The following is a 13063-nucleotide window of genomic DNA, read 5'->3' as shown; positions in this document are numbered from 1 at the left end:
AAGGTTAAATGGGAAAAATTAATATCCGAAGACATATTGGTGATATCCTTGTAAACAAAGGGATAGTCACTGAAGAGCAGTTACAGAAAGGATTGTCCATTCTCTCTGAAGAACCGAAGGAAAGTAATCGGCGACTCGGGCAAATATTATCTCAGGATTTGGGGCTGAACCGGCACCTGATCATGAAGGAAATTGCTAACATCTATGCCTTTAGGGAGGTTTTGAGAGATATAGAGGAGATTCCTGAAGAAGTATTGGAACACATTAAAGAGAATGTAGAAGAACTCCCCAAAGAAATTGTTGATGAACTGGTTCATCACAAAGCACTTCCATACCAGAAGAGTAAAAGTTCTATAACTATTGCTGCGGCTGATCCCTCTGATCCGAATATTCAAAGTATTCTGAACAAGATTAATTTTAAGCAGACCGAATTGGTTTATTGCCAGTACGAGACAATTGAAACCATTTTGTCTAGTGTTTATGAACAGAAAAATGAGTTTCTGGATCTGCTCGAAGAAATAGATTATGAAGAACCTGATTTAGAAAAAGGTCAGGAAGAGATTGATGAGGAAGAGATTGATGCTGAAATTAATCAAAGTATGCTCAACTCTTTGGTTGAGGGTATGTTGGTTGAATCTGTTCGGCAGGGCGTAAGTGATATGCATATTGTACCAAGTTCACCTACAACCACAGACATCAGATTTAGGGTTGATGGTAAGCTTGCATTATGGTATCAACAAAAGAATGTTAAGCCTGAGGCTATTTCTGCTGTTATAAAGGATAAGACCAGAAATGTTGATCGTTTTGAAAGAGATGCCTCACAGGATGGTTTTATTCAGCGACAAATTGATGGGATAGGTATCCGGTATCGTGTTTCTATTATGCCAATTGTAGGTAAGCAATACGACCGGAAGTTCGAGTCTATCGTAATCCGGGTTCTGGATGATCGTAATGTTATTAGAGACCTTGATAAACTAGGGCTTCAAAAACAAGCTAAAGAAAATTTTGTCAAATCAATCCAAAAGCCTTCCGGAATCGTAATTATTACGGGTCCTACAGGTAGTGGTAAATCGACTACCTTGGTTGCTGCTTTATACTATGTTATTGATCCTACAAAAAACGTGCTAACGGTTGAGGAACCGGTGGAATACATTATTGAAGGGGCAAGACAGTTAAAAATCAGTAATCATATGAGTTTTGACCAATCTATTAGGGGGATTTTGCGTCATGACCCTGATATTGTTTTGGTAGGTGAGATGAGGGATTTAAAGACTGCTGAAATTGCGATTAAATTGGCAAATACCGGTCACTTAACTTTTTCCACACTTCACACTAATGACGCGCCAAGTGCTATTTCCCGTTTGTTCAAAATGGGAGTGGAGCCGTTTCTTATTGCCAATGCTGTGAACTTAGTTGTTGCTCAGCGTCTTATTAGAAGGTTGTGCAGTAATTGTAAGGAGGTGTATACACCTCATCCAGAATCAGCAAAAGGGATTGGGTTTACCGACAAAGAAATAGAAGAATCTACCTTTTATAAAGCAGTTGGTTGTGAAAAATGTAACCAAACTGGTTTTAAAGGACGAGCCGGTATCCACGAAGCACTTTATTTTTCCAAAGAAATTAAACAGATGATTTTAGACGCTGGTGGCGATATTGATGAAGGAGCCATTAAAGACTTAGCAATGTCGCAAGGTATGCTTACATTGCGTGGGTCTGGCAGGGAACGCATAAAAGAGGGTGTTTCTACTATCGAAGAAATCGTTGCAGCAACCATTGAAGATTAAAAGCGGAAAACTTGAAATTAAATATTAACTTAATGCATATTGCAAGTACTGCCAGCATCAACCATTACAGGGGTTTAGTATGAGTACCGAGATGTCAAATTCCGGCGATGAACTAATGACTGATTACATAAAAAAGTTTTTAAAAGAACCACCGTTACTTTTAAAAAACTTTCACTATGAGGATGTCTTAGAGTTTTTGCAGTTAGGAAAAGAAGAAAGATTTCTTTCAGATGAAATTGTCCTAAACGAGTCTGAATATGTTAACTCTGCATATCTTGTTGCAGAAGGCAAAGTATGTATATGGAAGGATAACATACAGTTGGCCACCTTAGGTGAAGGGAATTTTTTAGGGGAAACATTTCTCTTTAGTAAGAATAACAGAATGGCAAAAGTCACATCAGAAGGCGATTGTGTGCTTTTAAGGTACGAACGGTACGAAGCCTTGAATTTTTTCAGGAAAAAACCTGAAAAGTTGTTCAATATATTTACAAAGAATATCATCGAAATACAGCAGCGTAAAATCAGTAACATGAATGTTCAGTTACTAAATCTTAAAAAACGGTTATTAAACGATACAAACTGGTAAAACCCATACGGATATAAAATTATTTGAAGGTTAATTTCATCCTGATTTAGGCTAGAGATTAATTTATTTTAATTTTTTCGTAACAAAGATGTGTCTGGGTTATCCTGATATTTGTCATCACAATCTTATTTGGCTTTATATGGAGGCGGCAACAACAAATTTGAATAAATTATCTAAACTGGTAAAGCCAGTAATAGATAAAATCCCAAGTACTTCTCGAGGTATTGATCGCCATATCCACATCGGTGAAGTAGTTGAAAGCCTCAAAGAGGAACACAGAAAAGGACTTTCTGAAATATTGGATTCTTATCTCAAAAGGATGGAGAAGAATGAAGCTTCTGATATTGACCTCGGAGGACCTGGATGTGATGGAAGAATCTGGTATCGAATCTTTGGAGATAAAAAACCTGCCCGGGAACCAGAGAACTTAACGCTGGACGAAACAAATGTGCTGCTTCATAATGCCATTCTCCCCACACAAAGAAAGAGACTGGTAAAAGACAAAAACCTTGATTTCTCCTATTCAATATCTTTAGGCAATGGAGAATCGCAGCGATTTAGAGCTGATATGTATTTTGATCTTGAGCATTTAGCACTAAACATGCGTAAGATTGATAATACGATCCGTCCTTTTAAAAAATTAGGAGCCCATACTGAAGTTGCCAAAGCATTGAGTCTTAAATACTATAAGTATGGACTAACTCTCATTACTGGAATTACGGGTTCTGGTAAATCATCTACTCTTGATACAATCATTGATGCCAACAACAGAACGGTTGATTCTCATATAGTTATTATTGCATCGCCAGTTGAACTTATTCATACACCCATTAAATCGGTAGTTCGTCATAGGGAAGTTGGACGAGATGTTGAGTCATTTAAAGAGGGTGCTGTTCAGGCTCTTCGTCAGGATCCGGATATTATTGTTATTGGTGAGCTTCGTGATCCTGAAACGATTTTAACTGCTTTGGAAATTACCGATTCAGGACATAAAACATTTGGAACTCTTCACACTTCCTCTGCAATGGAGAGTATTGAACGTATATTGGGTGAAGTTCCAACTGAGGAGCAGAACCGAGTCAGAACACGACTCGCAGATGTATTGACTTGTGTAATTAGTCAGAAACTAGTCCCCAGCCTTGATGGCCGCCGTGTGATGGCCAAAGAAGTTTTATTGGTTAATGCCTCTGTTAAAGCTGCCATCAGAAACAACAACGTTGGTGAGATATACCAGATGTTGATGGAAGGAAGCGAGAAAGGTATGAATACCATGGAGCAGGATTTAAAGAGGCTATATACTGATGGCGTTATATCTAAAGAGAATGCATTGAATCACGCTAATAACAAAACCAAAATGGTTCAACTACTAAGCGAAATTAATTACTAGTTTCTATTTATATGGTTGGAAATAAAACTTTTACAGGCATAGTTGTTGATGAGGATTACCTAAAGGTTGCCAGGATTGAAGTTTCTGGCAAAAAGGTGACTTTATTGAGTCTGGATAAAGTACGTCTGGTCGAAAGTCTCAAAAAGAAGACTAAGAACACTCCTAAGGAAGAAGAAGTTGGCGACGTATTTGATACTTTAGATGACAGCCTGGACGATGAAGATGCTATTTTCGGTCTAGATGAAGGGGATGAGGAGGAAGAAGAGGTTGAACTGGATCTTGAGAATTTTGAAGATGATCTTGATGATTTAGATTTTGATGATCTTGAGAGTTCTGAAGAAATCGTTGATACTGACATGATCGACGAAACTGAAGCTGCTGCTTCTAATGAACTTCTAATTTATAATCTACTAACCCAGGTAGATAGCAAAAGAGCTGATGTAGGGATTAGTATTCCTGCGGGACAGACAATATTCCAGATTTTAAAAGACGTTGACTTCTCTGAAACAAAGAAGAAAGATCTTCAGGTAATAGTTGACGATCGTCTCGAAGCTTTACACGGGGTCTCAAAAGCGGAAGATTACTATTCATACTCAGTTCGCGATGATGGAGCGTTACTATTAACATCCATTGATGATGAACCCGATTTGTTGAAACTTTTAGATCGGAGCCGGGATATTTACAGGGGGAAATTATTCATTCAAGAAATTCTCCCGGATGAAATAATTTTACTTTCCCTAATTCGCGCTAATTATGAGTTAGAGGCTAACAGCATTACCGGAGTTGTACAGTTTGGTGAGAAAACAAGCCGGATTCTATTTCTAAAAGGAAGTCAGCTTTGGATTGTTTCACCAATCATTACTGAAGGGATTAAAAACCCAAAATTCCTAAATACTATTTTCAGTAAAATTCTTTTCCAGCTTGATACAGGTGAAGTGCCTAATCTTGATCGCTTGATCATTTGTAATAATTCTTTAGGAGATGCGGCCGTAGAATTTTTTGAGGAGAGATTTCAGGATGTGGATGTAGCCGAGTTTAGTTATTCCGATGATTTCCTCGATACCGGTGAGATTAAGCCAGACTCAATTCCATCATTTACTACTGCTATAGGGGCAGCCTGGTCAGCTTCAGGGTTTAGAAAAGAAGTATTTCCGAATATTTCATTTCTTCCTAATTATGTAATAGACCGCCAAAAGATTTTTAAACTGCAGTGGCATGGTTTTTTATTATTACTTCTGATTTTGCTGACCCCCATTATTTCAAACCATTTCTATACTCAGTACGCTACGGATATTGACCGATTAGAGAATGAAGTGAATACTCTTGACTCACAAATTCGCTCATTGGAACCAACGGTTCAAAGGTACAACCAGATTAGTGCCGAACTTGAACAAATTCAGTCAAAATTATCTTTGCTCAGCGAGCTCAACCAAGGGACGTTGAGGTGGTCAAAAAACTTAGGCCTTCTTAACAGCGGATTTGATGATGTAAATTCAGTTTGGCTTACCTCTATGAATCAGGTTGGAGAAGGTGATATTGAGATAAGTGGATATGCTATATATAAAAGCAGGATTCCTCAAATAGCTGATTTATTTGAGAATGCTACACTCCTAAATGTAACTGAGGATATAATTAGAGATCAAGAAGTATATGACTTCAGGTATATTATTAGAGACTTTTTTGAAGATGAAAATATATATACACCTGAAAGTGTTCAGGGAATTGAAGATTTAATACAGCAATAGGAGAACATTGTCGTACGCGGTCAGAAATACAATCATTCTTTTAGTAACATTAACACTCTTTGTAGGTGCCGCTTTCACCTATGTTAAGTTTTTTCAATTATCTGAACTTGAAGATTTGCAGACAGCAATTACGGAAAAGCAAAAAGATTTCAACAGTAAAAAAGCTACCAGCGATGCATTTCCTGAACTAAATCAGACCTATCAGCGGGCTCTTGTAATAGTAGATAATGCCGATAAGTCACTGTTTAAGTCACCAGATCCAGATGATGTTTATGACTATCTAAACTATATAAGTAATAGCAGTACCTCTTCGAAAGTGTATTTTGATTTTGTATTTATGGACTCTACCCGACAGGATCAATATGGTATTTTAAGAGCTGATATTAACGGATATGGTAACTACGAGAATGTTGTTAATTTCATAAATAAGATTGAGAATAGTCAGTTGCTTAACAAAGTGACGGGTCTTTCTTTGACTCCTCCGGGAGGAAGCGCAGTTGAAGAGTTAAGAGATATAACCTTTGGTTTCACATTGGAAAGCTATTACGAGCGAATATCGATACAGGAAGGTCTTCAGCGTACAGATCAGCTTGTTTTGGATGAAAATGTGTCAACTTATAATCCCTTTTTTCCTTTAATACGTACCGTTATAGAGCCTAATGAAGATAATCTGGTCAATATTGAACAAAGCAGGCTTATCGGATTAACAGGATCAAGAATATTTATAGTTGATCAGGGTGGGAATGTGAATTCACTCAGAAAAGGAGATAATGTTTATCTCGGAAAATTAGAATCTATAGACCTCAATAGTAAATCCGCTACTTTTAATCTAAACAAAGGTGGCATCACCGAATTGGTTACCTTGGAGATAGAGCGATGAAACCCATGAAAGAAAAATTATTTAAAATAGGTTTATTATCCCTTTTACTTTTTGGCTTGGTAAGCACAATAACACCAGGTCAGGTAAATGCGCAACAGGTTGTGGACCCTTTTAGGGAATACACCAACCCCGATGAGATTGTTACTTTTAATAAGAGTACAACTTATAATGAAGCTATTGAGATCATAAATACCTTCGCACAAGAGTATGAAAACAAATTTATCGTCGATAATTCCGGCTATAGCGGTACAATAGGTGTTAATCTGCCGGCTATGCACTGGAAAGATGCTCTTCAGTACATCATGAGATTTAATGATCTTGAAGTGACCGAGAATGATGACTTTTATGAGATTACTGTCGCCGCTCCAGAAACCAATAGAACTGTAGCTAGTACCCAAAGTGGTGGAAACACCAGTACCGGAGGTGGTGGTCAAGAACAAGCAGCTACTACTCAAACGCGTGAAATTAGAATTAACGCAACCTTCTTTGAGGGAAACAAAAGAGCACTTCAGGAAATTGGTATTGATTGGTCAACATTAACAAGTGATGTACCTGCTTCGCTTTCAGATTTTGTTGGATCTGAAGGAAGTGAATCATTACCGGCAAACAACTTTAATGATCAATTTGTATCGGTCAACTCCTATAATGCAGCAAGTGTATCACAAAATGCTTTTAACGCACTGGTTAATTTTGGTGAATTTGGACCTGGCATAAGCGTTCAAGCTTTGTTTAGTGCATTTGAAGCTGATAACCTTGGTAAAGTTTTAGCTACCCCATCTATTAAAGTTGTTGATGGAGAAGAAGGTAATATCCAGGTCGGTCAAGATTTCTCAATCAAGCAGAGAGACATCGCAGGTAACGTAACTGATAACTTCATAAGTACAGGTACCATACTGAATGTGACTCCGGAAATAATCACTTATGGGGATACATCTTTTATCTATCTAAACTTAGAAGTTGAACGTTCTACTGTTCAGCCTGATGTTGTAAGTACTATTGTAAACAAACAGGAAGCAACGACCTCTGCCATACTATTGGATGGTGAAGCAACTTATGTCGCCGGCCTTTACAGAACAGAAGAATCAGCTGTGAGAAGAGGAGTACCGATCCTTAAAGATCTCCCAGGATGGTTCTTTGGTCTCAGGTATTTATTCGGATATAATTCTAATGATTATTCTGAAAGTGAATTGATCATTATTTTACAGGCAGAATTGATTCAACCTGTATCAGAACGTCTTTCTCAACGCAAGCTTACACAAAGAGAAGTACTGAATGGCACCCGTGATAATATGAGGACAAACTTAGATCGCGTATTTGAGATGGAAGAGTTTACTGAGCCATTGGTTGATGATATTGAAGAGGAAGAAATGCCTATAGAAGAAGAATCTGATACTTTAGCAACTAACAATCAGGAGATGAGACCTGATACGGTATATATTGAAAGAGAACCTGAGCTAACTGAGGATCAAAAAGAAGTAGCTGAAGATCTTAGCATGCCTGTTGATCGTCCTGAACTCATGGTTGTGGTTCCAAAAGCTTTCAACCTTGATGAATACCTTGAGTATCAACAGAATGAGCAAAATGTTGAGACAATGACTGAGGAAACATCTGAGATGAAATATTTTGTTATTGGAGGATCTTTCCTTGTGCCCAGAAATGCAGAGAATTTTAAAACATCACTTAATGAGGAAGGGTACAATACCCAGATCTTGTTTCACCCAGAAACCAGATTCAATTATGTAGCTTACGAAGGTTTTTCTGATTTCCAAGCTGCAGTAGATAGGACAAGAGAAATTCGCGGTTCAATTAACAACGAAGCCTGGCTATTTACAATGAGAAACGGAGATGAGGAGGAATAACTACCTCGTTTCTAAGAGTGGGATTTTAGATACTCAATTGATACCCGGTTAAAAGCACCGGGGCGCTCCACATTACATACATGCCCACAATTCTCGATCACTTTGAGTGTAGAGTTATTGTGTTTGTTCACGATCTGTTTAACTGGAGGGAGAAACATATGGTCTTCACTTCCCATCACATAGAGCATCGGAGACTGCACTTCCTTTTCTTTGAAGTAACGCAATAGAGGGTTTACCTCATTGGTAAGCTTAAACCACCTTAAAAACTCTTTTTGATAGAGTTTCTTAGCTTCTCTGATAAATAAATTTCGGGATTTAGCATGTCTCTTCCGCGGCATAATGATCCAGGCAAAAAGACGATAAAGCCACATGTAAGGAATAAATCTTTTGAACATGTGTCCCATAAATACTAAAATTCTCGAACGTACATTAAGTCGGGTAATAGCTCCACATAAGATTGAGGATTTAACCCGGTCAGGTGCAATTTCAGCGATAGTCCGAATAATTATGGTTCCTAAAGACACACCTATAAAATGTGCTTTTTGAATTTTCAGATGATCCAAAACCTCGATGATATCTTTGCTGATAAATTCAAAAGAATAGTTTTCTTCATAGTATTTCTGAAGTAAGTCTTTAGATTTACCATGACCTCGCAGATCGACCATTAAAACATTGAAATGCTTCTTGAAATCCCGAAGTTGGTTAAACCAAATAGATGAGCTTCCACCTGCGCCATGAATAAACACGACCCAATCTCTCTTTTCTGAAGATTTATATTCCTTGTAATAAAGCATAAATAAGGGTACAAATAATTATCAACTTAGTAAATATGCTAATAGGTGATTAAACAAAATATACTAGAACCAGTGCATATACAATTTCAAAACTATTTCTCTTTTCATTTAGTTTAGGGAATAAGAAAATAAGGGTTAAAGAAAACCTTTTTTTCAGATAGAAATTGTTAATTTCTGCCCATGGAATTAATACGTGTTTTCATAAAACTAGCCGGCTTTATCATCGCAACCCTATTTTTTTATTCGCTGATAATGCTCTGCCTTATATTTTCATTTCTTGGGGTGAATTATGAAAAACTCAGAGGCTATTTACTTAGGACGTGGGGTAAGACTTGCTGCAGAATATTTGGAATGGAGCTGAAAATAAAAAATCCAGCCCCTGAACCGCCATTTTTATTGGTTTCAAATCACCTGAGCTATATCGATGTGTTTGTTCTGTTTTCTCAGCTTAGATGCCTGTTTGTTGCCAAAAGCGATGTTAAATCGTGGCCTTTATTCGGATTCATTATCCGAACCAGTGGAATTCTTTTTATTGATCGAGAACGAAAAAGAGATGTAACACGAGTGAATAAGCTTATTTCAAAAAATATCAACAACAATCAGGGTATTATACTTTTTCCTGAAGGGACGACCAGTCCGGGTTTCGATATCCTGCCTTTTCGAAGTTCACTACTGGAATATCCGGCATCTCAAAATATGCCTGTCTCATATGCTGCTATTTCTTATGAAACTGGAGAAGGAGCTGTACCTGCTTATCAGTCTATTTGCTGGTGGGATGAAACACCCTTTTCTACTCATTTTCTAAATTTTCTCAAACTAAAAAAATGCACCGCTACAATAAATTTTGGGACTCAAACTATTTTAGATAGTGACCGTAAATCGTTAGCTATGAAACTTAACAAAGCACTTGAATCTGAGTTTGATGAAGTTATTTCGGAAGAACGTTTTCTTAGCAAACATTCTGAATTTGTATCAGTACTTTCCTGAAAATATTTAATTGCTAGTGTGTGAATCTGTTAAAGCCTTTACTGCTATTATTGCTGCCTCTGTTGGTATTTAAGGCTGTTCCTGAAACTCCTGCTAAAGAAGGCATTGACAAATTTAGTTATTCAATAGTATCCCAAGATACTTTATCGAATTCTTTGTTTGAACCGCAAGTCCCCGATTCAAATCAGATTAGTAAAGACAGTCTGGAAAAGCTGGTTCCATATCTTAACAGAGTTGAAAAACGCTCCGGAAATGAACTTTTAGTTGTCTATATGTTGCTGATCATACTTTCTACTTTACTAAGTGAGGATTTAGCATGTATCGCTGCAGGATTGATGGTCGCTAATGGTTTAATCGCTTTCTGGCCTGCAGCTATTGCCGCCGTTGCTGGAATATTTATGGGTGACTTCTCTCTTTATTTCGCTGGGCGATTACTCGGTAATTCTATATTTACAATTCCACCTTTCAAATGGTTAGTGAAAAAAGAAAATGTGTACAGTGCTGAAGCTTGGTTTGAGAAGAAGGGACCCGTAATACTTGTACTAAGCCGATTTATTCCAGGAAGCAGATTTCCTGTTTATATGAGTGCAGGGATTTTAAAGACTAGCTTCTGGAAGTTTTTGATATACTTTGGGCTCACTGCATTGTTATGGACGCCCACCTTTGTTTGGTTCTCGGTATTCGCCGGAAGTGAACTGCTCATGTTTTATGAAAGCTATGAGGATTATGCGCTTTGGATAATTTTAGGGGTGTTTGTCTTTTTGATCGTATTCTTGCGCTATCTCATTCCTATTATGAAAACCAAGTTTAAGATCTGAGTTTTAAGTACTCATTAGCCGTTCTTTTAATTCCTCAAAATCATTACCAAATGCGATCGACTTCTTTTCTTTACTCTTAAATTCTAAAACTGGGGTTAACGGTTCATCGATTTCATTCTCAACTGTTTCCTTGAATTTATAAGGATGAGCTGTTTCCAGGAAAATACCTGTTCCACTATTTTTATCTAGGTATTTCTGCAATCCCAGGAAACCAACTGCTCCGTGCGGATCTAAGATGTAACCTGATTTTTCATATACTGATTTGATAGCTTTTCTGGTTTCATCGTCAGTAAAAGAATAGCCTGTTATTGATTCAGTCATTTGCTTATGAGAGCCTGAAAATAAATCCAGCATACGTGCAAAATTACTTGGATCGCCAACATCCATGGCGTTAGAAATGGTCTCAGTACTTGTTTTAGCAGAATACTTTGAGGTTTTCAGATACTCCGGTACGGTGTCATTTATATTAGAGCAGGCCAGAAAATGATTAATTTTCAGACCCATTCTTTGAGCGATAAGTCCGGCAGATAAATTACCGTAGTTTCCGCTAGGAACTGAAATGACTACTTCATTCCTTTTTTCTTGGGGAAGTTGACCAAGACTATAGAAGTAATAAATACTCTGTGGCAGTAACCGTGCAATGTTGATGGAGTTGGCTGAAGTCAGGTTCGCCTTTTCTGTAAGCTCCTCATCAAGAAAAGCTTGTTTTACCATCTTTTGGCAGTCATCAAAAGAACCATCTACTTCAAGCGCAGTAATATTCTTGCCTAAAGTTGTCATTTGCTGTTCCTGGAAATCACTGATTTTCCCCGAAGGATATAAGATAATGACTTCGATATTAGGGACTTCGTAGAATCCCTGAGCAACAGCACTTCCTGTATCGCCGGAGGTAGCTACCAAAACTGTCAGCTTTTGATCAGTCTCTTTGGTGAAATGACTTAGGCTGCGAGCCAGGAATCGTGCTCCTACATCCTTAAAAGCAAAAGTAGGTCCGTGGTATAGCTCAAGCGAGTAAAGGTTCTCAGAGACTTCAATCAAAGGAATATCAAAGTTCAGAGTTTCTTCTACAATATTGGATAGGACATCTTTAGGAATTTCATCACTAACAAACTGTTTCAGTACTTTAAAACCAATTTCCGATAACGTATGGTTTTCTAAATTCTTGAAAAATGAAGAGGGTAGAGCTGAGATCTTCTCAGGCATATAAAGCCCATTATCATCAGGTAATCCTTTGAAAATGGCTTCTTGAAAATTAGCGAGGGGTGATTTTCTATTGGTGCTGTAATACTTCATCTCAGAACCTCAGCACCTTTAGTATTTATTCCGGAAACGTGTACGAAACTTTCGAGCCCTATGCTTTTGTAAAGTTCCTCATATGATTGTGCTACTTTCTGAGCATTCTCTTCACCTCTGCACAAAGCAAAAATTGATGGACCTGAACCCGATATACTGCAGCCCAAAGCTCCCGTTCTTAAAGCCGACTCTTTTGCTTTTTGAAAAGAGGGTATTAACATTCCACGAATGGGTTCTGCGATTACATCCTGTAAAGAGCGCCCTATGAGTTCATAGTCTGCTTTGGCCAAGCCGCTAACCAAGCCTCCAATATTTCCCCATTGCGTGATAGCATCTTTGAGCTCAATCTGTTTACGGAGCATTTTCTTTGCGTCCGCAGTTTTAATTTCAATTTGCGGGTGAACTACTGTGGCGTACAAATTGCCCGGATAATCTAGAGTGACAACATCCAACGGTTCATAACTCCTGATCAAAATAAATCCACCCAGAAGGGAAGGAGCTACGTTATCAGCGTGAGGAATGCCGGAGGCAATTCGTTCACCTTCCATTGCAAAGGGTACAAGTTCTTTACTTTCAAAAGGATTGCCAAGTAATTCATTAAGCCCAAATACCGCTGCTGCTGAACTTGATGCACTTGATCCCAATCCACTTCCGGGCTTAACTTTTTTGGTCAACTCAAACTCAAACCCGAAGTCTGGTTTTGAATCTAAATGTTCTATTAAAGCCTGTGCGGCTACAGTAAGGACATTTTCTTTTGGGTTTTTTGAGAGGGTTTCAGAACCATGAATAGCTGAAATCACTAGTCCGGGTTCTTTGGTTTTACGAATAATGAGCTCGTCTCCAATATCGCGGAGAGCAAAACCCATTACGTCAAATCCACACGCTACGTTGGCAACAGTTGCAGGAGCAAATACTTTTATTGATTCCATA

General features: G+C 38.0%; 11 protein-coding genes. 8 read left to right on the top strand and 3 right to left on the bottom strand.

The features are described from left to right. Positions 1-8: 8 nt before the first annotated feature. The 6 genes from CL667_02070 (at position 9) to CL667_02045 (ending at position 8241) form a co-directional block, all read left to right on the top strand. Positions 9-1784: a pilus assembly protein PilB gene (locus CL667_02070; protein ID MAL16472.1), complete on the top strand. Its 1776-nt coding sequence runs from the start codon at positions 9-11 to the stop codon at positions 1782-1784. A 79-nt stretch (positions 1785-1863) separates the two neighbouring features. After that, positions 1864-2370 (top strand): hypothetical protein, encoded by a 507-nt coding sequence (locus tag CL667_02065; protein MAL16471.1) that lies wholly within the window; start codon positions 1864-1866, stop codon positions 2368-2370. 139 nt (positions 2371-2509) lie between these two features. Further along, complete coding sequence (locus CL667_02060; GenBank protein ID MAL16470.1) at positions 2510-3757, top strand: twitching motility protein PilT; 1248 nt, start codon at positions 2510-2512, stop codon at positions 3755-3757. Positions 3758-3768: 11 nt separating this feature from the next. Beyond that, a complete protein-coding gene (locus CL667_02055; GenBank protein MAL16469.1) occupies positions 3769-5502 on the top strand; it encodes a hypothetical protein in 1734 nt (577 codons plus the stop codon). 7 nt (positions 5503-5509) lie between these two features. After that, on the top strand, positions 5510-6382 hold the full coding sequence (locus CL667_02050) for a hypothetical protein (GenBank protein ID MAL16468.1): 873 nt from the start codon (positions 5510-5512) through the stop codon (positions 6380-6382). Then, complete coding sequence (locus tag CL667_02045; protein ID MAL16467.1) at positions 6379-8241, top strand: hypothetical protein; 1863 nt, start codon at positions 6379-6381, stop codon at positions 8239-8241. Before CL667_02050 ends, CL667_02045 begins: the two co-directional genes overlap by 4 nt. Before the next feature lie 11 nt (positions 8242-8252). On the opposite strand, the gene CL667_02040 is transcribed toward CL667_02045, so the two are convergent. After that, positions 8253-9035 carry a 2-succinyl-6-hydroxy-2,4-cyclohexadiene-1-carboxylate synthase gene (locus tag CL667_02040; GenBank protein MAL16466.1) on the bottom strand — a complete coding sequence of 261 codons (783 nt, stop codon included), beginning with the start codon at positions 9033-9035 and terminating at the stop codon, positions 8253-8255. Positions 9036-9215: 180 nt separating this feature from the next. Between CL667_02040 and CL667_02035 the strand changes: the two genes are divergently transcribed. Both CL667_02035 and CL667_02030 read left to right on the top strand, forming a co-directional pair. Then, positions 9216-10022, top strand: a complete 807-nt coding sequence (locus CL667_02035) for a hypothetical protein (protein ID MAL16465.1) — start codon at positions 9216-9218, stop codon at positions 10020-10022. Between the two features lie 50 nt (positions 10023-10072). Continuing rightward, complete coding sequence (locus CL667_02030) at positions 10073-10840, top strand: hypothetical protein (protein MAL16464.1); 768 nt, start codon at positions 10073-10075, stop codon at positions 10838-10840. 3 nt (positions 10841-10843) lie between these two features. Here CL667_02030 and CL667_02025 read toward each other — a convergent pair whose 3' ends face one another. Together CL667_02025 and CL667_02020 are read right to left on the bottom strand one after the other, a co-directional pair. Beyond that, a complete protein-coding gene (locus CL667_02025; GenBank protein MAL16463.1) occupies positions 10844-12133 on the bottom strand; it encodes a threonine synthase in 1290 nt (429 codons plus the stop codon). Then, positions 12130-13062, bottom strand: a complete 933-nt coding sequence (locus tag CL667_02020; protein MAL16462.1) for a homoserine kinase — start codon at positions 13060-13062, stop codon at positions 12130-12132. Before CL667_02020 ends, CL667_02025 begins: the two co-directional genes overlap by 4 nt. Position 13063 lies beyond the last annotated feature (1 nt).

The sequence above is a fragment of the Balneola sp. genome (genome assembly GCA_002694685.1).
Lineage (GTDB): Bacteria > Bacteroidota > Rhodothermia > Balneolales > Balneolaceae > Gracilimonas.
This window is presented reverse-complemented; position numbering and strand designations above follow the sequence as displayed.